Below are 20,387 nucleotides of genomic sequence, written 5' to 3' on the forward strand. Positions count from 1 at the left end.
GCAACCAAGAGACGACTGAGCGCCTGCGGGCGCTCTTTTTATGGCTGCGAGTCAGCGGCGCCTTGCTGGCGGGCGGGGTGGGGCTGGATCCGGTAAAAGTTCACCCAGCAGCGATCGCCAGCATGGTAGCGGCGATCCAGCCATTGCCCGCCGACGCTGGCGATCACCTTGAGGGAGGCGTGATTGTGCGCGTCACAGCTGATGAGCACGGGGCCGCTCAGGACATGGCGTTGCAGCCAGCCGAGCAGGGTGCGGGCCACCCCTTCACCGCGGCGGGAGGGGCGGGTTTCGTAACCGATATGACCGAGCCACTGGCGGGTCGCCGGGGTGTCGCCGTGGCGCAGGCGCAAGGTGGCGAGGATCTCTTCCCCCTCGAGGGCAAAGTAGGTGGTGGTGGGCGGGTAGTCCGGCGGCAGGCGCTCGCCAGCGGCATGGGCGAGCAAATCCTGCAGCCACTGAACCGGGTCGAATTGCGCCACCTGATAGAGGGGCAGGCCGGCGGCGCCACACTCGGCCACATAGCGGCGGTAGGCGGGGGCATCGGCAGGTTGCGCGGCCCGACACTCGATGACGGCTGTCACGGGTGCAGCTCTGCCGCTTGCAGCAGGCGTGGCTCGCTGTGGTGGGCCTCGCGGATGCAGGCGCGCATGCGGCCGCTCTGCTTGGCGGCATAGAGCGCCTGATCCGCCCGCAGATAGGCCTGCTCGAAGCTCTCTCCCGTCTGCAGCGAGGTCAGCCCCATGCTAAGGCCAATGGGGCCGCCCGCCAGCGGGCGGGTGGCTTCGGTGACCCCCTGTTGCAGGGCGTGGCAGTAGCCGGGCAGCGTCTGCGGCGTCTCCATCACCAGCAGCGCCAGCTCGTCGCCACCGAGGCGCCCGGCCAGTGCCGCCGGCGGCAGGCTCTCCCGGATCACCCGGCCCACCGCCCGCAGCATGGCATCGCCGGCGGGATGGCCGTGGTTGTCGTTGATCTGCTTGAAGTTGTCCAGGTCGATCAGCAGCAGCTGCCAGGGGCGGGCGCTGCGGCAGGCCCGCGCCGCCAGCTGCTGTTCGAAATGGTGGCGGCTGTCCAGTCCGGTCAGGGCATCCTGGTTGGCGCGCCGCTCCAGCTCGCGCTGGGTGGCGAGCATGGCCTGCTGCTGGCGGGTGTGCACCAGGCTCAGCAGGATGAAGCTGCGGGCAATGGTAAAGAGCAGGCTGAGCAAGATCACCGGGCCGAGCAGGGGGTCGGTCAGGCTGGAGGCGGCCGACTCCGGCCACCACTGATGCTTGGCCATCCTGAGCAGCTGCAGAGCCAGTTGCAAGGCGAGCAGCAGGATGGCGAAGCGCAGCACCCGGTAGGCGGGGGCCAGCCGCTGGTAGCGCCAGAGCTGCCACAGCAGCAGGCCAATCTGCAGCGAGAGCACGCCGGAGAGGGTGATGATCCGGCTGTGCACATCGGCTAGCGGTTGCTGCGAGGCCACCAGGGCAAACAGCAGAAAGCCGGCGAGGGCGAGGAGCGGGCAGAGCCAGCCGAAGCGGTCGGCCTCGCGCCGGAAAAAGTGGCGCAGGCCCCGCTCATAGAGCAGCGGGGTGGCAATGATCAGCAGGTTGGTGAGCAGGATATTGGCAAGGGACGTCTCTCCCGTGAGGGGGCGCAGCAGCAGGCAACCAAAGGCGGCGGCGATGGCCAGCTCGCTGGCCGACCAGTAGAGCAGGGCGCGCAGCGGTCGCTGGGTATGCCACAGGTAGGCGAAAATGGCCGCGACCCCGACGTGGGACAGGCTGACAAACAGCACCAGGCTCAGCAACTGGGCCGAGGAAAACAGACTCTGCATCAAGGGTATGGGCTCTTCCTGCCGGTAACGGCGCTGTGGTCTCAGGGCCGGGTGACTGGGGCGGATCACAGCATGAATTGTGCCGCTGAGCAATGGCTTGGATGGTCTGGGCAGGATAGTGCCAACACCACCAGTTGCCGGCGGCTGACACGATTAATCAGGGGCGGGGAGTGACGAAGGGCCATTCCCCGCTCACGTCGACCTCAGTCGACCACCACCGGCAGCCGCATGACGGTGGCTTCCCGGCCGAGGTGGGCCAGCAGACGGCGCACGTCGTCGAGGCGAATAAGCAGGGTGGCGGTATTGACCAGCGGGTGGCACTGCACCCGCTCGGCCTGCCAAATCGTCTCATCCACCACCAGCTCCACCGCGCTCTCTCTGTCGCGCACCATGGCTAGCAGGGTGACCGAGCCCGGAGTGAGGCCAAGCACCGCCTCCAGTCGCTCGGGCGAGCCGAAGCTCAGCCGCTTGACGCCAAGGGCGCTCGCCAGCGCCTTGAGATCGACCCGGCTCTGCTCAGGGGTCACCACCAGAAACAGCCGTTCGCTCCTGGGGTCGCGCAGGAAGAGGTTCTTGGTCTTGGCGGCGGGCAGATTGGGCAACAGCCGGCTGGCCTCCTCGCAGGTGAAGACGGGGGCGTGATCGATGCGCTGATAGGGAATGGCCAGCTGATCCAGCAGAGAATAAATCGCCACCATGACCTCCTGATGTTGGCTGACAAGCGGGGTGAGTCGATGGGCGAACACCACCGGCAGTGCGTGCCCGTCTGGCCGAGCATACCAGTTTGCGCCGCCCCTGGCAGCCTGCGTGGCAATGGCACCCTGGCGTGCCAATTGCAGTAAAGCACTGTATGAACGTACAATAGTCCCACACCTATGTTGATCCCGATGACTGGCATGACCGACCACCCCCCCATCCCTCCCGTTACCCCGCCGCGCGACGGCTTTATCCTGACCCGTCACGGGCGGGATTTGCGCGGCCGCGGCGAACAGCCGGAGCGCACCGAGATCGTGATGTGGCTCTGGAGCGAACAGGGGCCGGTGCGGGTGGTGGTGCCGGGGCAGGAGCCGGTCTTCTTCCTGCCGCAGAGCCATATGGCGGAGGCGGCGGAGCTGTTCAAGGGGGCCGGGGTGAGCGGGCGGTTTCGCCGCCTGCCCATGCACACCTTCGACGGCCGTGCCGTGGTGGGCTGCTATTTTGCCACCCTGAGCGCCTTTCACCGCGCCATCGAGCTGCTGCTCATCCGCGGGCTGGAGCACTTCGAGGCGGATATCCGGCTGCCGGAGCGCTTCCTGATGGAGCGTTTCATCACCGCCGGCGTGCGCTTCGAGGGGCGGGTGCGCAAGAAGGGGGGCAAGCAGGGCTACTGGGAGGTGAACGAGGCGCGCTGCGCGCCCCAGGCGGTGACGCCGACCCTCTCCTGGGTGTCGCTGGACGTGGAGTGCGCCATGGACGGGGCCCTCTTCTCGGTGGGGCTCTACAGCCCCGAGGATGCGCGGGTCATCATGATCGGCGTGCCGGAGGCCGATGCCGACAGCTGGGGGACCCAGGTCGAGTGGGTGGCGGACGAGAGCGCCCTGCTGAGTGCGCTGGAGCGCTGGTTTGTGCGGCACGACCCGGATCTGGTGATCGGCTGGAACGTGGTGAACTTCGACTTTCGCCTGCTGCTGCGCCGTGCCGAGCTCAACAAGCGGCGGTTGCGACTCGGCCGTGGCCACGAGCTCTGCTTCTGGCGCTCATCGCGCAACGACCCCCAGAGCGGCAGCGTCATCATCCCGGGGCGCATGGTGCTGGATGGCATCGACACCCTCAAAAGCGCCACCTGGCAGTTCCCCAGCTACAGCCTGGATGCGGTGGCGAGCGAGCTGCTCGGCCGCGGCAAGGACATCGAGGACGTGGCCAACCGGGGGGAGAAGATCACCGAGCTGTTTCACTCCGACAAGGAGGCGCTGGCCCGCTACAACCTGGAGGATTGCAAGCTGGTGTGGGAGATCTTCGACTACTGCCACCTCATCCCCTTTGCCATCGAGCGCGCCTCCCTCACCGGCCTGGAGCTCGACCGGGTCGGTGGCTCGGTGGCGGCATTTACCAATCTTTATCTGCCACGGCTGCACCGCGGCGGCTATGTGGCGCCCAACCTGCCCGCAGACGGGGGGCTCGCGAGCCCTGGCGGCTATGTGATGGACTCCAAACCGGGTCTCTATCGCCACGTGCTGGTGCTCGATTTCAAGAGCCTCTATCCCAGTATCATCCGCACCTTCTGCATCGATCCCATGGGGCTCATCGAGGGGCTGCAGCATCCCGACCACGCCATCCCGGGTTTTCGCGGCGCCTTGTTCTCCCGCACCCGCCACTTCCTGCCGGATCTCATCGCCACCCTGTGGGCGGCGCGGGATAGAGCCAAGGCGGCCAGCAACAAGGCGCTCTCCCAGGCCATCAAGATCATCATGAACTCCTTCTACGGGGTGCTGGGCTCGGGGGGCTGCCGCTTCTACGACCCGCGGCTTGCCTCCTCCATCACCTTGCGCGGTCACGGCATCATGCAGCAGACCCGGGAGTGGATCGAAGGGGAGGGTTTCGAGGTGATCTATGGTGATACCGACTCCACCTTCGTCCACCTGGGGCGCGAGACCAGCCCCGCCCAGGCGGACGAGATTGGCCGGCGATTGGCCCGCATGATCAACGACAACTGGACTGCGCTGATCAAGCGGGAGTTCGATTTGCCGAGCTATCTGGAGATCCAGTACGAGACCCACTATCGCCGCTTCCTGATGCCCACCATTCGCGGGCTGGAGAAGGGGAGCAAGAAGCGTTATGCGGGTTTGGTGGCAGGCCATCAGGCAGGTGAAGAGGAGCAGCTGGTGTTCAAGGGGCTAGAATCGGTGCGCACCGACTGGACGCCCCTTGCCAAGGCGTTCCAGACCCGCCTCTACGAGATGGTGTTTCACGACCAGGATCCCAGCGGCTATGTGCGCACCATGGTGGACGAGACCCGCGCCGGCCTTCACGACGAGCTGCTGGTTTATCGCAAACGGCTGCGCCAGAAACTCGAGGAGTACCAGAAGAACGTACCGCCCCACGTGCGGGCGGCGCGCCTGGCGGACGAGGAGAACCTGCGCCGCGGTCTGCCCCAGCGCTACCAGCACAGGGGCACCATCGCCTATCTGGTGACCCTGAATGGCCCCGAACCGCTCGAATACCGGCGCAGCGCCATCGACTACGAGCACTACATCGACAAGCAGCTCAAACCCATCGCCGATGCCATCCTCCCCTTTATCGGCGAGTCGTTCGAGCGGATCTGCGGCCAGCAGCTCGATCTCTTCTGACTGGGCAAACGCTGCGGCCATGGCTCGACAATGGCCGCAGCGGGTCAAGAGGAGGCAGATGAGAGGGGATAGCATGGATAGTCAGAGAAGATAAATGCAAAAAGCCCGCTCGAGGAGCGGGCTTTTCAAATCTGGTGCGTCCTAGTGGATTCGAACCACCGACCCCCACCATGTCAAGGTGATGCTCTAACCAGCTGAGCTAAGGACGCAGGGTGCGCAAGGCGACTTTGTGTGATTGCAGGGGAGTGGTGGGTTTAATTGGATTCGAACCAACGACCCCTACCATGTCAAGGTAGTGCTCTAACCAACTGAGCTATAAACCCACATCAAATTCATATCTGCAATTTATTCAAACTGTTATGGTGCGTCCTAGTGGATTCGAACCACCGACCCCCACCATGTCAAGGTGATGCTCTAACCAGCTGAGCTAAGGACGCATAACAGTGTTCCGGATGGTGCGTCCTAGTGGATTCGAACCACCGACCCCCACCATGTCAAGGTGGTGCTCTAACCAGCTGAGCTAAGGACGCATCACAGAAAAGTGGTGGGTTTAATTGGATTCGAACCAACGACCCCTACCATGTCAAGGTAGTGCTCTAACCAACTGAGCTATAAACCCACTTCATAAACCGGATTGAAAACCCGTTTTATCCCGCCAGCACTGCTGGCGTGGTCGGCATACTACCCATGCCCCCCAAGGCTGTCAACAGGCCGCACGCACAAAGGAGACTGTTTGCCCAGTTCTTGCGCAGCCTGTTGATTTTGCAGGCGAGTTTCCCCTTATTGCGCCTTGGAGAGGGCGCTGCACGCCTCCGGGCTGGCAAAGCGGCCATAGATGTAGCGCAGCCGGGTACCCAACATCAGGGCGGCGGAGGTGAGGCCGACGATGAAGCCGACCCAGAACCCCTGGGGTCCCATCTGCGGTACCACCCAGTCGGTCAGGCCCAGGATCATGCCGGTGGGCAGCCCCAGTCCCCAGTAGGCGACGATGGTGACGTAGAAGATCGCCTTGGTATCCTTGTAACCGCGCAGGGCCGCCGCCGCCACCACCTGTACCGAGTCGGAGATCTGGTAGATGGCGGCGAAGAAGAGCAGGGTGGCCGCGAGGGTGATCACCTGCAGGTCCTCGGTGTAGATGGTGGCGATCTGCTCGCGCAGCAGCACGGTGAGGGCGGCGGTGGCGGCGGCCACCATCATGCCCAGCATCAGGCCGGTGCGGGCGGCGACCCTGGCGTGATCAGGCAGTCCTTCGCCGATGCTGTGACCGACCCGGATGGTGACGCCCACCCCGATGGAGAGCGGCAGCATGAACACCAGGCTGGAGAAGTTGAGCGCTATCTGGTGACTCGCCACCGTCTCCGCACCGAACGGGGCCAGCATCAAGGCCACCACGGTAAACAGGGTCACCTCGCAGAAGATGGCCATGGCGATGGGGAAACCCAACCTGAACAGGCGCCAGATCCGGCTGCCATTGGGGCGCGCGAGCTGGGCGAACAGGTTGATCTCCTTGAAGTGGCGGGAGAGCTTCACATAGACGATCATCGCCAGCAGCATGGCCCACAGCACGATGGCGGTGGCCACGCCGCAGCCGACCCCGCCCAGTTTCGGCATGCCGAACAGGCCGTGGATGAAGATGGTGTTGGCCGGGATGTTGACCGCCAGCCCCACGAAGCCGATCACCATGGTCGGCATGGTGTGAGAGAGCCCCTCGCTGAAGTTGCGCAGCACCTGGAACAGCACGAAGGCGGGCAGCCCCCACAGGATGGCATGCAGGTAGCCGGTGGTCTTGGCGGCCATCACGGGATCCACCTCCATGAACTGCAACGCCAGCGGGCTGAAATAGAGCGCCACCATGGCGATGGGGGTGACCATCAGCGCCAGCCAGAAGCCCTGATGCACCGCCGGGCGCACCTCGTCCCGTTTGCGGGCGCCATTGAGCTGGGAGACGATGGGGGTGAGCGCCATGATGATGCCCTGCACCAGCAGGATCACCGGCAACCAGAAGCTGGAGGCCACCGACACGGCGGCCAGATCGACGGCGCTGACCTGTCCCGCCATCACGGTATCGACAAAGTTCATGGCGATCTGGGCCACCTGGGCGACCAGAATGGGGCTGGCTAGACGAACGAGTTGCCTCGCCTCGGACCAATAACGTTGCACTGACACCTCCGAGTGGATCAGATAAAGCGTAAAAAGAGCGGGTATCGGGAAGAGCCTTTGCACTCCAGAAGCGGGAGTGCAAAGTGCGGGGGGGTCATTCTAGCCTGAAATTCATCCGGGACGAAACGATTGGTGCGAGCCCGGGATCAGGCGTCTTCGTGATCGCTGATCAGCAGGTTGGCGGCGGCGTAGGCGGCCTGCTCGCGCAGATCCGCCGGCACCCGCTCGTCCGATGCCACGGCGTTGAGCGCCCTGATGGTGGCGGCGATGGCCTGCGGCACATAGCCCTGCTCGCCGGAGCCAATCTGGTTGTAGGCGATGCGAATGGCCTCACAGCATTGATATACCTGCATTTTTGTTTCCTTGTCAGCACTTGGTTTGAATGCCGTCACTATAGCGATCGGCCGCCTGCTTGTCAGCGGTTGCGCTTGTCTGGGGTGCGCGGCGAGGTTACCCTGCCTTTTTTCGTAGCAGGAGACGAGACATGTTCACCGGCATAGTGCAGGGGACCGCCGAACTGGTGGCCATCGAAGAGCTGCCCAACTTTCGTACCCACGTAATCCGCATGCCGAGCCCGGCCTGGGGCGAGGGGCTGGCGCTGGGCGCCTCCGTGGCCCACAACGGCTGCTGCCTGACCGTCACCCGGGTCGAAGGAGACCTGGTCAGCTTCGATCTGATGCAGGAGACCCTGCGCCTCACCAACCTCGGCCAGCTGCAGCCGGGGGAGAAGGTCAACGTGGAGCGGGCGGCCCGCTTTGGCGACGAGATTGGCGGTCATGCCATGTCCGGCCACATCATGGGCACCGCGCAGGTGATCTCGGTCATCGACACCCCCAACAACCGGCAGGTGTGGTATCGCCTGGCCCCAACGCTGATGAAATACGTGTTGACCAAGGGCTACATCGGCATCGATGGCATCAGCCTCACCGTGGGCGAGGTGCGCGGCTGCGAATTTTGCGTCAACCTGATCCCAGAAACCCTGGCCCGCACCAACCTCGGCTGGGTCAAGGCCGGCTGGCAGACCAACATCGAGATTGACCCCCAGACCCAGGCCATCGTCGACACGGTGGAGCGGGTGCTGGCGGCCCGCCAATAAGGCGCAGAGGCGGCCGCTTAGGCGAAAAGGAAAGCGGGGCCCAGTGGGCCCCGCTTTGTTTTGCACTATCCCCTGTCAGGGCGACTCAGAACATCTGTTCGTCGTCGGCATCCACGAAGAGTTGCAGGCAGTCGCGCGCCTCATCCCGGTGCAGTCGCAGGTGGATGGGGTTGCAGCAGGCCATGCAATCCTCATAGAACTCCTGATCCCCCTGGCTGGCATCCAGCTCGACCCGGGTATGATGGCCACAATGGGGGCAGACGATGCGCTTGCTGGTGTACTCGATCATGATGACCTCCTCGGGCCCGTGGGCCGCCTCTCTCCCCAGATTCTAGCTGGATCGCACCTGCCTGACCGCGAGCAAGCGCACGATTATGACCGGGATCAAGGGAGGCAGGAGGTCAGTCCGCCAGGGTGTGGTCTATTTGACCCAGCTGGCCAGCATCTGGGCATCCAGCTCGGTGAGCGAACACAGCCGATGGTCGGCGATGGCCAAGCGTGGGCCACCCACCAATGCCGGGTACATGGGAACGATCAGCGCCTGCTGGTCGTTTACTTGACCCAGCTGGTCAGCATCTGGGCATCCAGCTCGGTGAGCGAGCGCAGCTGATGGTTGGCAATGGCCAGACGCGGGTCACCCACCAGCGCCGGGTCCGGCACTATCAGCGCTGTCATGGAGGCCGCCTTGGCCGCCAGCAGACCGGTAAAGCTGTCCTCGATGGCGAGACAATGCACCGGCTCGACACCCAGCTTCTCGGCGGCGTGGATATAGACATCCGGGTGCGGCTTGCCAAAGCGCTCCACCTCGGCGGAGTGCACCGCCAGGAAGCGATCGCGAATGCCGAGCTTGCCGAGCACGGCCTCCACCATGGCAAAGGGGGAGGAGGTGGCCAGACCGATTTTAAGGCCTTGCGCCTCGATGAGGTCGAGTGCCTCCAGCACGCCAGCCTTGGCCTGACCTTCGGAGAGGATCAGGGCGTTGACCCGATCCAGGATGCGCTGCACTACCTCTTCCTGGCTGGGGCCACTCCAGGGGCGCAACTGATACCAGTGGGCGACCAGCTGATCGATGCGCACGCCTATGGTCGACTCACAATCTTCCACCGTGTGGGGATGGCCCAGCTCGGAGAAGACAGCCATCTGGGCCCGTTGCCAAAAGGGTTCCGAGTCGATCAGAACACCATCCATATCGAAGATCACGGCAGTTAACATCTTGTACTCCTGACATAGGTGAAGGGGGGATTATAAACAAGGTGCCTCAATGCAACAGGGGCATTGCCATGCCCCTTGCGCTGGATCATGCTGGCAAACGTTTGATTTCGTGTGCCAAAAAGTGGGCTTAGAACAGCACCTTTACCCCGGCCGCAACCGCTTTGGCTTTTTCTACCGCCTCGTCGCACTGCTTGGCTCGCGTCAGTGCCACGCCGAGCCGGCGGCGACCGGCGATCTCCGGCTTGCCAAACAGCCGCAGCTGGGCACCCGGCACCAGCGCCAGCGCCTCGCCAATCCCCTGATAGCGGATGTCCTGGCTGTGACCTTCGCGCAGCACCACGGCGGAGGCGCTCGGCCCGTACTGGGTGATGGTGCCGATGGGCAGCCCCAGAATGGCGCGCACGTGCAGGGCGAACTCGGAGAGATCCTGGGAGATGAGGGTCACCATGCCGGTGTCGTGGGGGCGCGGCGAGACCTCGCTGAACCACACCTCGTCACCCTTGATGAAGAGCTCGACCCCGAACAGGCCGTAGCCGCCCAGCGCCTCGACCACCTTGGCCGCTACCTCCTTGGAGCGGGCCAGTGCCAGCTCACTCATGGCTTGCGGCTGCCAGGATTCGCGGTAGTCGCCATCTTCCTGGCGATGGCCGATGGGCTCGCAGAAGTGGATGCCGTCCACCGCGCGTACCGTGAGCAGGGTGATCTCGTACTCGAAGGGGACGAAGCCCTCGACGATCACCTTGCCGCGACCGGCGCGACCGCCCTCCTGGGCATAGGTCCAGCTCTCGTCGAGTTTGGCGAGATCGCGCAGCACGCTCTGCCCCTTGCCGGACGAGCTCATCACCGGCTTCACCACGCAGGGCAGGCCGATGGTCTCGACGGCGGCGACAAACTCCTCCTTGCTCTGGGCAAAGCGGTAGGGGGAGGTGGGCAAGCCCAGCGTTTCGGCGGCGAGGCGGCGGATCCCCTCCCGGTTCATGGTGAGCTGGGTGGCGCGGGCGTTCGGCACCACCTTGACCCCTTCCTGCTCCAGGGCGGCCAGGGTATCGGTGGCGATGGCTTCCAGCTCGGGGATGATCAGATCCGGTTTGACCTCGTTGACCAGGGCGCGCAGGGCGTCACCGTCCAGCATGTCCAGCACATGGGCTCTGTGCGCCACCTGCATGGCGGGGGCATCGGCATAGCGGTCGGCGGCGATCACCTCGATGCCGAAGCGTTGCAGCTCGATGGCGACCTCCTTGCCAAGTTCGCCGGATCCCAGCAGCAGGGCGCGGGTGGCGCCGGGGCGGGTAGCGGTTCCAAACATGTGATCTCTCCTGATGTCGTGGGTGGTGATTGAGGGCCGCTATTGCACGAATAGCGGGCAAAAAAAGAGGCACGCATGGCGTACCTCAGGAAACGGATTTGTGGGCGCGCTGCTCCAGATGGGTGAGCAGGGTGATGGCGCCGATGATGATGGCGGCCCCGAGCCACAATCGGCCGGGCGGCGCCCAGCCAAACACCAGCCAGCCGGCCAGCACGTTCATGGGCAGCTTGGCAAAATCAAAGGGTTGCACGAACGAGGCCTCGGCCACGCTGTAGGCGCGGGCGATGGACATCTGGGCCAGCGCCGACAGTACGCCGGAGGCGGCTACCAGTAGCCACTGGGCTTCGCTCGGCCATTGCCACTCCGGCAGCGCCAGCATGGCGTTGAACGGGGTGCTGAAGATGAGCAGATAGACGACGATGGTGTGGGACGACTCGCTGGCCGCCTGATAGCGCACCAGCAAGGAGTAGCCGGCCCAAAACAGGGCTGCCGCCACCGGCAGCAGGGAAGCCCAGCTGAAATCGTCGGTCCAGGGGGCCAGGATCAGCATGGCGCCGACAAAGCCGGCCAGGGTCGCCAGAATGCGGGCCCGGCTCACCTGCTCCTTGAGAAAGAGGGCCGACCCCAGGGTGGCAAACAGCGGCGAGGTCATCAGCAGCGCTATCCCCTGCCAGATGGGGACGGGGACTGCCAGCGCCCACAGCCAGAACTGGATGCCGACCACCGCCAGGGCAACCCGCAGCAGGTGCAGCCGCTGCTGGTTGGTCATCAGCGACTGGCGCAGGCCGTGGCGAATGAGCCAGGGCAGCAGACAGACCAGGGCAATCAGATATTGATGGAAAGCGACCTGGGTCGAGGGGAGGCCGAGCTTGAAGCTGACATACTGGCTCAGGCTGTTGACGGCGGCGAAGCAGAGGCCCGCTACCATCATCCAGACTGCACCGGCAAAGGGGGAGTGCCTGCGCGAGGGTGTCATGGGATCCGGGTCGCTGAAAAAAGTGCGGCGGATCATAACGGCAATCGTTTGTTCTGCCAAGCCTTGGCGGGGCGTGAGAGAGGCGGCTGGCGAGAGAATGCACTACCATCAAAATTTTTGAATAAGTTGAGCATCTATTTTCGCTATCTGTATAGAAGCCCAATGTTTAGAGTGACCTCCATCGACAGCACCGCTGTTCAACCGACAACCTAATGGAGTTTCACCATGGCCAATATCCTCGTACTCAAGTCCAGCATCCTGGGCCAATATTCCCAATCCAACGCCCTGATCGACGGTTTCCTGGCCGACCATCAGTCCGACACCGTCACCGTGCGTGATCTGGCGGCCCTGAACCTGCCGGTACTGGATGGCGAGCTGGCGTCTGGCCTGCGCGGTGGTGAAAACCTCAACGAGCGTCAACTGGCCGTGCTGGCCCAGTCCGACGAGCTGATCGCAGAGCTCAAGGCGAGCGATCTGGTGGTGATTGCCGCCCCCATGTACAACTTCAACATCCCGACCCAGCTGAAGAACTGGATCGATCTGGTAGCCCGCGCCGGCGTGACCTTCCGTTACACCGAAACCGGTCCGGTCGGCCTGGTGGAAAACACCCGCGCCCTGGTGATCAGCCCCCGCGGCGGCATGCACGTCGGCAGCGCCACCGATCTGGTGACCCCCTACATGCGCACTGTGCTGGGCTTCATCGGCATCAAGGAGGTGGACTTCATCTACGCCGAAGGCATGGGCATGGGCCCGGATGCCCAGGCCAAGGGCATCGAGCAGGCCAAGGGCCAGCTGGAGACCCTGGCCCTCTGATCAAGAGAGCAACCCGCCATACGCCAGAAAGCAACAACGCAGCCCTAGGGCTGCGTTGTTTTTTGGTGCCTGATCGGATGAAACGGCCCGTCAGGTCAATCCCGCAGAAAGCGGCGACAGCCGCTGCCTACCATCAGGCAGACCACCACCAGGGAGCCCAGCAGCAGAGTGGTGAGCCACTGCTCGGCGCTGTCGGGCAGGTGGGGCGAGAGGAGGCTGATCATCAGCAAGGCACAGAGGGTGATCAGGCTGGCGGGACGGGTCAGAAACATCATGGGTCATCCTTGGCTACGGCTGGTGAAGAGAAGGCTAACCGCGGTCTGTGACAGCAAGATGTATCCATACCTCTTGCCGATGGTCAGTTGACCGGGGTAGCCATCACCATAGCAGCTTTTGCCGCCGGAGCCAGCGGCATGGGCCGGGTTGTGATCCGGATCCCTATCTGAACTGCTTCTGATCTGCCTGATAGTGGAAATCGCCGCTGGCGAGCCGGGCGACCAGCGCCGCCTTGTCGAGATCCTGCGCCTTGCAGAGATCATCGAGATCATCGTAGCGATCACGTAGCTGCATGTTGACCAGGCTCAGCAGCATGTTGACGTCCATGGTGGCAAAGTTGTTGAGGTTCATGAGGGTCGCTCGTTATCCAGCAGGTGAAGTTGTTCGATGGCATCGCTGACGCTTTGCAGGTGCAGACGGATGGATTGGCGCGCCTCGGCCGGCAGGTAGTCGGTGAGGGTGTGCTGCCAGCTGCCCGCTTCGCTCTTGAGCTGCTGGAACAAGGTGAGCCCCGCCTGGGTGAAGGAGACCAGGCTGACCCGCTTGTCGTGCTCGCTGCTCTCGGTGAACAGGATCCCTTTTTCCACCAGCCGGTGAATCTCGCGGGAGATCCGTACCTTGTCCATCCCGCTTGCCTCCACCAGCTCTTTCTGGCTGATGGGGTAGTTGGGGCCGAGCACCATCATCAGGCGCCATTGAGGCACCGTCAGCTGATAGCGTTGCTGGTAAAACTGTTCGAAGGTATCGCGCACCATCTCGGCGGCGTGTACCAGCTGATAGGGGGGATAGTGGGCAAGCAGCTCTATGATCTTTGACATATGACATCCTGCTGTGACGGCTGCATCGGGTGCAGTTTCTCTTGATACTTTGACCTTGATGATACGTAACACAGGGCCGTTTGTCTGAACAAGTACCAGAGAAATGTGCGGTTGCGCACGTCATCCGCCGCAACCGGGTCTATTCGAAGCTGGTTTTACTGTCGCCGGCTCAGCCTTTGCGCAGCCAGAGCAGGGCGTTGTGCTTGAGCCAGGCCTCGCGGCTTTGCAGGGTGTAGAGCGCCGCTTCGTCACGGCTGCCCGCCTGCCAGCTGTGGGGCTCCTGTTTGGGCAGCTTGCGCTGGCCCAGCAGACAGGCCGGTACATGGGCGTTGGCCTTGATGGCGGCGGCCAGCAGCGGCTGCGCGGCCTCGGCGCCAGCGCAGACGAACGTCATCAGCGCCTTGTTGTAGAGCAGCCAGCTGGAGGCCTCATCAAAGCGCACCAGCAGAGCCTGCAGGGCCGACCAGTCCCCTTGCAGGGCATAGAGGCTGGAGAGGGGATAACGGCAACCCAGTTCATCGGCCACGCACAGCTCGAGCAGCGCCAGATACTCGCTGCGCGCCTGTTCCAGCTGGCCGAGGCGCAGCAGGCAGTCGGCCCGTCCGGCCCGGGCGGCCAGCAGCGGGCGCGCTTCGTGGGCACTCCAGCCATGGCCGGCAATCTGCTGCCAGAAGGCGGTGTCAAACAGCGGTTCGGCATCGGCGATCACCTTGTCAAACCAGCCGAGGCGGCTGTGCGGGTCGCGGCTGGCATCGGCCAGTTCGAACCACTGCTGCCACTGCTCGGCCTGCTGGCTGTCCAGCGCCTGCTCCGTGCTCGGCACGGCCTGATACTCGTCCAGTTGCAGCAGCTGGTTGAGAGCGGTCTTCATGTTCTGGCGCTGACGCTTGCAGAACTCCATGAAGGGGAGGTCACTGCCGGCGGCCGCGTGCAGCATCTGCGCCATGGGCTTGTCGCGAAACAGGCTCAGCTCGGCGGCCAGGCTGAAACGGTACTGGGTGGTCGGATCGTTCAGATCCCTGGGCTTGGGCCAGGTGGCAAAGCCCTGGCTGAAGCCGTAACACCACTGACCGAGGGGGTGGCTCTGCTCGAACACCTGCTCCGGGCTCTCGGTGGAGAGGCGGCACTGGCTAGGCAGGGCGAGCTGGGCCTCATCGGCCTGGGTTTCCAGCTCGGCGATCAGGTGGCGCAGCGCCTCGGCGCTTTTTTCATCCAGCTCGGCGTCATGGGGCAACAGACCGGCCAGCGGGGCCTGCCAGTCAGGGGCATCCGGCCCGACCAGGCGGGCACACAAAAAGCCGTGCAGCGCCGGGTAGGTCATGTCCTGCCCACTGTGGGTCTGGATCCATTGATTGAGATGACGGGTACGAGTGGATGGATTCATCGACAGTTCCTCTGGATTTTGGCAGCGGCGAAGTCTACCCAAAAGTGGGGTTATTTGCAGCAAAAGGGCGGCTGACTGGCGATTATATGGACACGCCCCGGCCAAAAGGCCCTGAAAATCACCCGCGAACAGGGCAAGGGACTAGGCCCTGTTACCGCTCTTGGGGTAACATGCGCGCCCATACAGGCAATGAAAAATTGGCCATCCGGACAATGAAAGAAGAGAACACCATGCTACAGATTGGCAAGATGAACACCCTTACCGTAGTCGAGCTCGAAGATCGGGGCGCCTGGCTGGCGGCTGGCGAAGAGTACGGCGAGCTGCTGCTGCCCAAGCGTCAACTGCCGGAAGGGGCGGCGGAAGGGGACGGCGTCAAGGTCTTCCTCTATCTGGATGCCGACTGCGAGCCGGTGATCACCACCGACAAGCCGTTTGCCATGGTGGACGACATCGTCGGCCTCAAGGTGGTCAATGCCAACAAGATTGGCGCCTTCCTCGACTGGGGCATGAAGAAGGATCTGTTCGTACCAAGCCGCGAGCAGAACAAGCCGATGCAGGTGGGCCATGTCTATCTGGTGCGGCTGATGCTCGATCACGAGGGGCGCATGGTGGGCACCAGCCGCCTCGAGCGGTTCCTGCGCACCGACAAGCCTCCCTTCAAGGCCGGTGACGAAGTGACTGCCCTGCCTGGCGAGCGCACACCGCTCGGCATCAAGGCTATCGTCAATGGCGAGTACTCCGGCATGCTGTTCAAGAACGAGGTGTTCGGCCGGGTGACCACGGGCCGTCCGCTAACCGCCTGGGTCAAGCAGGTGCGTGATGACGGCAAGCTGGATCTGACCCTGCAAAAGCCGGGTGTGGCGCGGCTGGACGATGCCGGCGAGCAGATCCTGGCCCGCCTCAAGAAGCAGGGCGGCAGCCTGGCGGTGGGTGACAAGAGCGAACCCGAGCTCATCTACAAGCTGCTCGGCATGAGCAAGGGCACCTTCAAGAAGGCCATCGGCGGCCTCTACAAGCAGGGCAAGCTGGTTATCGATGACTACAGCATCACATTGACGGGCGACGATCAGCGCGAAGGCGGCGAATAAGTGCCGAGCCCCTGCGTCGGTGCGTGCCAGGCAAAAGACGGTCTCTGCCTTGGCTGTGGTCGCACTCTGACCGAGATTGGTCGCTGGTCCGCCATGGAGAGCGAGGCCCAGCTGGCGGTAATGGCGCAGCTGGATGGTTCCACCAGCACCCATCACTGTCCCGGCTGTGGCGAACCGGCCTTTTGCGCCGTGTCGGCCGGCTCGACCATCGCAGAGTGCTGGTGCAGCCAGCTGCCGGCCCTGCCCATGGGGGAAGCCGATGCCTGCTGGTGCCGGCGCTGTCTGGCGAAGGCCATCGCGGGTCGGCCTTGAGCAATGATCACCGTAAAAGAAAAAGGCGCCGAGGGCGCCTTTTTCATGCCTGTTGCTGACGGTGCCAGCGCACGTGGACATCGTGCTCATTGCTATGACGGGGCAGCAGGAAGGTGGCGAAAATCACCTCAAACTCCTCCTGATGGTCCAGCAGACCCACCCACACTTCGACCCAGCGCTCCATGTCCACCGGCACACCGAGTTCGGTTGACCAGTCGGCATTGGGCAGGGTCGCCTCGACGGCACCACGCTGTTCGAACTCCAGGGTGATGTCGACGATTTGTTCGGGGGCCAGCATGTCTGCGGCCTGCTCAAGAAACTGATCATAGGCCCATTCGACCAGCTGATCCGGGGTACGCTGTTCCATGAAATCACTCCAGATACATCGAGGTTCGCTACTGTAACAATTATTGGCGGTGGCGGCCAGACCAGTGGGAAGGGTGCGCCAGCGCCGGGCAAGGCAGGCCGGAGTTGGGTATGGTTGAAGAGGGGCAGGGCAAGGGAGAACGGGCATGAAACGGCGGACGAGACGGCAGCAGATCAAGCGGCGGCGGGAGACCTGGTGGTGGCACTACCTGCCGCTGCATCGGGGCACGGTGGGCGGGCACCTGGGCCCCTCCACCGACGAGGCCGGGCTCGCACCGTGAACAAACCCGACACCCATCAGGCATCAGTCTGCCTGATGCACCTTGTTGAGGGTCACCTGCCCCAGCTGGCCCATCTGGCGGCGGATCCAGGCCGAACGTTGCTGGACGTAGGGCGAGGGGGGCTTGACCCGGTAGCGCCAGGGGTTGGGCAGGGCTGCCGCCAGCAGTGACGCCTCGTAGCGGGTGAGACGTATCGCCGGCTTGCCGAAGTAGTGTCTGGCCGCGGCCTCGGCGCCGTAGATGCCGGGCCCGAACTCCACGATATTGAGGTACACCTCGAGGATGCGGGACTTGTCCCAGCCCAGCTCCATCAGCAGGGTGAACCAGGCTTCGATCCCCTTGCGCAGGAAGCTGCGATCGCTCCACATGAAGAGGTTTTTGGCGGTCTGCTGGCTGAGGGTGCTGGCGCCGCGCACCCGCTCGCTGTGCTGATTGTGCTTGAGCGCCGAGCTGATGGCATCCATGTCGAAGCCGTTGTGCTCGGCAAAACGCTGATCTTCGGCGGCGATCACCGCCAGCTGCAGCTCGCGGGAGATCTGCTCGAGCGGCACCCAGTCGTGCTTCACCTCGGCCACCTTGGCGGGGGGGAACAGCGCCCGCTCGATGCGCCAGGTCCACATGGGCGGATCGATGAAGCGCAGCAGCGCCACCGAGACGATGGTGCTGAGCAGGGCCGCCAGCAGCAGCTTGCCGAGCCAGTTCAGCAGGCGCCGTGCCGGATTGGGCCGCACGGGCTCTGGCTCCGACTCCCAGACGTAATGACTCGGATCATCGGGATCCGGAATTATTGGGGCAGCCATTCGATGTGGCAGAACTTCTCGTCAACACGGCGGGAGAGCAGCATGCGGGCGAACAGGTGCTCGTACTCTTCCTGCTCGTTGCCAAGGCCGATCCAGATCTCGGCGTACTCGGCGTCGTTGACCTCGAAGCCAACGTCCGCTTCCCAGTCATCGGCCGGATCGGTTTCCGCCAGCAGGCCGCGGTCGTTGAACTCCTGATTGAAGCGGGCGATCTCCTGCTCCGGCAGGTTGTCGGAGGCCAGCTCCATGAAGAGTTCGAGGGCGGTGTCGAGCAGTTCCTCGACGCTGTGCATTTCGTCATTCAAAGACATAAGCGGTCTGTTCCAGCTGATAAATAAAGAAAAACACCGACGGCCCGGCCGCACGGTGACGCGCCGTATTCTAGCCGTCCCCCACCGGCTTGGCGAGTGCAGCAGCGCCCTTGGCCCGGTTGCGACAATAAAAAAACCGGATCCTGGCAGCAGGATCCGGTCTTCATTGGGGGAAAGGGTCACGCATAGGGCGTCAGGCTCATCCCTTCTTGTCGTCGGCGAAGGTGATGTTGAGCTCGAGTACCGACAGCTCATCACTCTTCTTGTCGAGCTGGACCGTGATCTTGTCAGGGTCTATCTCCACATATTTGCGGATCACGTCGAGGATATCCTGCTTGAGCTGGGGCAGGTAATCCGGCCCCCCTCTGGATGAACGCTCGTGAGCCACGATGATCTGCAACCGCTCTTTGGCCAGTTGTGCGGTGCTCTGTTTCTTGTTGGAACGAAAATAATCCAATAATGACATGCTTAACTCCCGAACAGTCGGCTAAAGAAGCCCTTCTTCTCTTCTTCCAGAAAACGAAAATCCTTGGTGTCACCCAACAGGCGGGCAACGGCGTCCTCATAGGCCTGACCGGCATCGGACTCCTTGTCCAGGATGACAGGCTCGCCGGAGTTGGAGGCGCGCAGCACCGCCTGGGACTCCGGGATCACCCCGAGCAGTTTGATGGCCAGGATCTCCTGTACGTCCTGCACGCTCAGCATGTCGCCGCGGTTGACGCGGGTCGGGCAGTAGCGGGTCAGCAGCAGGTGCTCCTTGATGGGGTCTTCGCCACGCTCGGCGCGACGGGACTTGGAGGCCAGGATGCCGAGGATGCGATCCGAGTCACGCACGGAGGAGACTTCCGGGTTGGTGGTGACAATAGCTTCATCGGCGAAGTAGAGCGCCATCAGGGCGCCGGCTTCGATCCCCGCCGGGGAGTCGCAGACGATGTAGTCGAACTGCATCTCGCTCAGCTGGTCCAGGATCTTCTCGACCCCTTCGCGGGTGAGGGCATCCTTGTCCCGGGTCTGGGAGGCGGGCAGGATGAACAGGTTCTCGCAGCGCTTGTCCTTGATGAGGGCCTGGTTGAGGTTGGCCTCGCCATTGATGACGTTGACGAAGTCATACACCACGCGCCGCTCGCAGCCCATGATGAGGTCCAGGTTTCGCAGGCCAATGTCAAAATCGATGACCACTGTCTTGTGGCCACGCTGGGCTAAACCGGTACTCAGGGCCGCGCTGGTTGTGGTCTTGCCAACGCCACCTTTACCCGATGTAACGACTATGATTCGCGCCATTCTCGCTTCCTTGTAACTCTATTTGATACGGTCTATACGGAGTTGTTCGTTATCCAGCCGGACATGAACCGGCTGCTGGATGAGGCCGGCCGGCAATGCATCGCTGAGCTGGAAGGTGCCAGCGATGGAGAGCAGCTCGGCCTGTAGTTGCTGGCAATAAATCCGTGCCTGGGGGTTGCCCTTGGCGCCGGCAATGGCCCTGCCGCGCAGAGTGCCATAAATATGAATACTGTCGTCGGCGATGACTTCGGCGCCCGGGCTGACCGAGCCCAGCACCACCAGCGAGGTGCCGGCGGCATAGAGCTGCTGGCCGGAGCGAACCGGGCCCACATGCACCTTGCTCGCTATCACCGGTGCCGGCACGGGTTTCGCTTCTACGATGGGGGCCGGCGCCGGTTCTGGCTGGGGTTCGGCCTTGCGGCTCTTGCCGGAGGCCATCACCGCCAGCCCTGCCGCCTTGGCGGCCGTCTTCATCGCCTCGTTCTGGGCCCCCGTGATCCCGACCAGCACGAAGTCTTCCGATTCCACCAGCTCCTTGAGCTGTTCGAAGTCGGGGATCTCGGTGAGCCGTTCCACATTGATGACGAGGGGGGCACAATTAAAGAACTGGGGCGCCTGGGCCACTTTGGCCGCCAGCAACTGGCGGATCCGCTCAGGCTTGCCATCGCTGATATGCAACACAGAAATAGTGAAGGTGGTCCCTTTCAATTCGTTATCGCGCTCAACCATGAATCTTCCCCGAGACAGAGACGGTAATCCGTTATT

25 protein-coding genes, 5 tRNA genes and 1 pseudogene are annotated in these 20,387 nt (G+C 63.3%); 6 read left to right on the plus strand and 25 right to left on the minus strand.

Annotated features, from left to right (window positions below; translation table 11 throughout):
• Positions 1-38: 38 nt before the first annotated feature.
• From AB5Y94_RS21750 to AB5Y94_RS21760, 3 genes are all read right to left on the minus strand, one after another.
• A complete protein-coding gene (locus AB5Y94_RS21750) occupies positions 39-581 on the minus strand; it encodes a GNAT family N-acetyltransferase (RefSeq protein ID WP_368206579.1) in 543 nt (180 codons plus the stop codon).
• The gene (locus tag AB5Y94_RS21755; RefSeq protein WP_167385357.1) at positions 578-1,816 is read right to left on the minus strand and encodes a GGDEF domain-containing protein; all 1,239 of its coding nucleotides are present in this window, start codon (positions 1,814-1,816) and stop codon (positions 578-580) included. Before AB5Y94_RS21755 ends, AB5Y94_RS21750 begins: the two co-directional genes overlap by 4 nt.
• A 203-nt stretch (positions 1,817-2,019) precedes the next feature.
• A complete protein-coding gene (locus AB5Y94_RS21760) occupies positions 2,020-2,514 on the minus strand; it encodes a prolyl-tRNA synthetase associated domain-containing protein (protein ID WP_368206580.1) in 495 nt (164 codons plus the stop codon).
• Between the two features lie 189 nt (positions 2,515-2,703).
• Here AB5Y94_RS21760 and AB5Y94_RS21765 point away from each other — a divergent pair, with 189 nt between their 5' ends.
• Positions 2,704-5,142 carry a DNA polymerase II gene (locus AB5Y94_RS21765; protein ID WP_368206706.1) on the plus strand — a complete coding sequence of 813 codons (2,439 nt, stop codon included), beginning with the start codon at positions 2,704-2,706 and terminating at the stop codon, positions 5,140-5,142.
• Positions 5,143-5,274: 132 nt separating this feature from the next.
• On the opposite strand, the gene AB5Y94_RS21770 is transcribed toward AB5Y94_RS21765, so the two are convergent.
• The 7 genes from AB5Y94_RS21770 to AB5Y94_RS21800 form a co-directional block, all read right to left on the minus strand.
• Positions 5,275-5,351, minus strand: a tRNA-Val gene (locus tag AB5Y94_RS21770).
• Between the two features lie 37 nt (positions 5,352-5,388).
• Positions 5,389-5,465, minus strand: a tRNA-Val gene (locus tag AB5Y94_RS21775).
• Between the two features lie 37 nt (positions 5,466-5,502).
• Positions 5,503-5,579, minus strand: a tRNA-Val gene (locus tag AB5Y94_RS21780).
• A gap of 16 nt (positions 5,580-5,595) precedes the next feature.
• A tRNA-Val gene (locus AB5Y94_RS21785) sits at positions 5,596-5,672 on the minus strand.
• Positions 5,673-5,684: 12 nt separating this feature from the next.
• Positions 5,685-5,761 (minus strand) — tRNA-Val (locus tag AB5Y94_RS21790).
• A 161-nt stretch (positions 5,762-5,922) separates the two neighbouring features.
• Positions 5,923-7,302 (minus strand): MATE family efflux transporter, encoded by a 1,380-nt coding sequence (locus AB5Y94_RS21795; RefSeq protein WP_368206581.1) that lies wholly within the window; start codon positions 7,300-7,302, stop codon positions 5,923-5,925.
• A gap of 146 nt (positions 7,303-7,448) precedes the next feature.
• On the minus strand, positions 7,449-7,655 hold the full coding sequence (locus AB5Y94_RS21800; RefSeq protein ID WP_005301307.1) for a YaeP family protein: 207 nt from the start codon (positions 7,653-7,655) through the stop codon (positions 7,449-7,451).
• 131 nt (positions 7,656-7,786) lie between these two features.
• On the opposite strand from AB5Y94_RS21800, the gene AB5Y94_RS21805 reads away from it, so the two are divergent.
• Entirely contained in the window at positions 7,787-8,398 is a 612-nt protein-coding gene (locus tag AB5Y94_RS21805; protein ID WP_201880722.1) for a riboflavin synthase subunit alpha, read from the plus strand.
• An 85-nt stretch (positions 8,399-8,483) separates the two neighbouring features.
• Here AB5Y94_RS21805 and AB5Y94_RS21810 read toward each other — a convergent pair whose 3' ends face one another.
• From AB5Y94_RS21810 to AB5Y94_RS21830, 5 genes and pseudogenes are all read right to left on the minus strand, one after another.
• Positions 8,484-8,687, minus strand: coding sequence for a CPXCG motif-containing cysteine-rich protein (locus AB5Y94_RS21810; RefSeq protein WP_005301298.1), 204 nt, complete (start codon positions 8,685-8,687; stop codon positions 8,484-8,486).
• A 132-nt stretch (positions 8,688-8,819) separates the two neighbouring features.
• Positions 8,820-8,942: pseudogene (locus AB5Y94_RS21815) on the minus strand (hexitol phosphatase HxpB); the annotation flags it as partial.
• An 8-nt stretch (positions 8,943-8,950) separates the two neighbouring features.
• Positions 8,951-9,610 (minus strand): hexitol phosphatase HxpB, encoded by a 660-nt coding sequence (gene hxpB, locus AB5Y94_RS21820; protein ID WP_368206582.1) that lies wholly within the window; start codon positions 9,608-9,610, stop codon positions 8,951-8,953.
• A gap of 127 nt (positions 9,611-9,737) precedes the next feature.
• Positions 9,738-10,916: a formate-dependent phosphoribosylglycinamide formyltransferase gene (gene purT, locus AB5Y94_RS21825; protein WP_268038584.1), complete on the minus strand. Its 1,179-nt coding sequence runs from the start codon at positions 10,914-10,916 to the stop codon at positions 9,738-9,740.
• Between the two features lie 85 nt (positions 10,917-11,001).
• Positions 11,002-11,892, minus strand: coding sequence for a DMT family transporter (locus AB5Y94_RS21830; RefSeq protein WP_368206707.1), 891 nt, complete (start codon positions 11,890-11,892; stop codon positions 11,002-11,004).
• A gap of 225 nt (positions 11,893-12,117) precedes the next feature.
• On the opposite strand from AB5Y94_RS21830, the gene AB5Y94_RS21835 reads away from it, so the two are divergent.
• A complete protein-coding gene (locus AB5Y94_RS21835) occupies positions 12,118-12,705 on the plus strand; it encodes an FMN-dependent NADH-azoreductase (RefSeq protein WP_005301286.1) in 588 nt (195 codons plus the stop codon).
• A 95-nt stretch (positions 12,706-12,800) separates the two neighbouring features.
• On the opposite strand, the gene AB5Y94_RS21840 is transcribed toward AB5Y94_RS21835, so the two are convergent.
• From AB5Y94_RS21840 to AB5Y94_RS21855, 4 genes are all read right to left on the minus strand, one after another.
• Positions 12,801-12,980, minus strand: coding sequence for a hypothetical protein (locus AB5Y94_RS21840; protein ID WP_368206583.1), 180 nt, complete (start codon positions 12,978-12,980; stop codon positions 12,801-12,803).
• Between the two features lie 163 nt (positions 12,981-13,143).
• The gene (locus tag AB5Y94_RS21845) at positions 13,144-13,332 is read right to left on the minus strand and encodes a DUF4250 domain-containing protein (RefSeq protein ID WP_368206584.1); all 189 of its coding nucleotides are present in this window, start codon (positions 13,330-13,332) and stop codon (positions 13,144-13,146) included.
• Positions 13,329-13,799 (minus strand): MarR family winged helix-turn-helix transcriptional regulator, encoded by a 471-nt coding sequence (locus AB5Y94_RS21850; protein WP_162519811.1) that lies wholly within the window; start codon positions 13,797-13,799, stop codon positions 13,329-13,331. The genes AB5Y94_RS21845 and AB5Y94_RS21850 overlap by 4 nt, the downstream gene beginning before the upstream one ends.
• A 169-nt stretch (positions 13,800-13,968) precedes the next feature.
• A complete protein-coding gene (locus AB5Y94_RS21855) occupies positions 13,969-15,183 on the minus strand; it encodes a UPF0149 family protein (RefSeq protein WP_117403534.1) in 1,215 nt (404 codons plus the stop codon).
• On the opposite strand from AB5Y94_RS21855, the gene AB5Y94_RS21860 reads away from it, so the two are divergent.
• Both AB5Y94_RS21860 and AB5Y94_RS21865 read left to right on the plus strand, forming a co-directional pair.
• Positions 15,174-16,271, plus strand: coding sequence for a S1 RNA-binding domain-containing protein (locus AB5Y94_RS21860; protein ID WP_368206585.1), 1,098 nt, complete (start codon positions 15,174-15,176; stop codon positions 16,269-16,271). The genes AB5Y94_RS21855 and AB5Y94_RS21860 overlap by 10 nt on opposite strands.
• Entirely contained in the window at positions 16,272-16,583 is a 312-nt protein-coding gene (locus AB5Y94_RS21865; protein WP_139397053.1) for a DUF1289 domain-containing protein, read from the plus strand.
• Between the two features lie 43 nt (positions 16,584-16,626).
• On the opposite strand, the gene AB5Y94_RS21870 is transcribed toward AB5Y94_RS21865, so the two are convergent.
• The gene (locus tag AB5Y94_RS21870) at positions 16,627-16,950 is read right to left on the minus strand and encodes an HI1450 family dsDNA-mimic protein (protein WP_005301259.1); all 324 of its coding nucleotides are present in this window, start codon (positions 16,948-16,950) and stop codon (positions 16,627-16,629) included.
• Positions 16,951-17,095: 145 nt separating this feature from the next.
• Here AB5Y94_RS21870 and AB5Y94_RS21875 point away from each other — a divergent pair, with 145 nt between their 5' ends.
• On the plus strand, positions 17,096-17,230 hold the full coding sequence (locus tag AB5Y94_RS21875) for a hypothetical protein (RefSeq protein WP_017764392.1): 135 nt from the start codon (positions 17,096-17,098) through the stop codon (positions 17,228-17,230).
• A gap of 23 nt (positions 17,231-17,253) precedes the next feature.
• On the opposite strand, the gene mtgA is transcribed toward AB5Y94_RS21875, so the two are convergent.
• The 5 genes from mtgA to minC all read right to left on the minus strand — a co-directional run bounded on the left by mtgA (position 17,254) and on the right by minC (position 20,351).
• A complete protein-coding gene (gene mtgA / locus AB5Y94_RS21880) occupies positions 17,254-17,961 on the minus strand; it encodes a monofunctional biosynthetic peptidoglycan transglycosylase (protein ID WP_017784788.1) in 708 nt (235 codons plus the stop codon).
• Between the two features lie 53 nt (positions 17,962-18,014).
• Positions 18,015-18,341: an HI1450 family dsDNA-mimic protein gene (locus AB5Y94_RS21885; protein ID WP_026459102.1), complete on the minus strand. Its 327-nt coding sequence runs from the start codon at positions 18,339-18,341 to the stop codon at positions 18,015-18,017.
• 199 nt (positions 18,342-18,540) lie between these two features.
• Positions 18,541-18,807: a cell division topological specificity factor MinE gene (minE, locus tag AB5Y94_RS21890; RefSeq protein WP_005301252.1), complete on the minus strand. Its 267-nt coding sequence runs from the start codon at positions 18,805-18,807 to the stop codon at positions 18,541-18,543.
• A gap of 2 nt (positions 18,808-18,809) precedes the next feature.
• Positions 18,810-19,622 (minus strand): septum site-determining protein MinD, encoded by an 813-nt coding sequence (gene minD / locus AB5Y94_RS21895; protein WP_005301248.1) that lies wholly within the window; start codon positions 19,620-19,622, stop codon positions 18,810-18,812.
• An 18-nt stretch (positions 19,623-19,640) separates the two neighbouring features.
• Positions 19,641-20,351 carry a septum site-determining protein MinC gene (minC, locus tag AB5Y94_RS21900; RefSeq protein ID WP_005301245.1) on the minus strand — a complete coding sequence of 237 codons (711 nt, stop codon included), beginning with the start codon at positions 20,349-20,351 and terminating at the stop codon, positions 19,641-19,643.
• Positions 20,352-20,387: the final 36 nt, after the last annotated feature.

The organism is Aeromonas sp. s5, assembly GCF_040907865.1.
Classification (GTDB): domain Bacteria; phylum Pseudomonadota; class Gammaproteobacteria; order Enterobacterales; family Aeromonadaceae; genus Aeromonas; species Aeromonas dhakensis.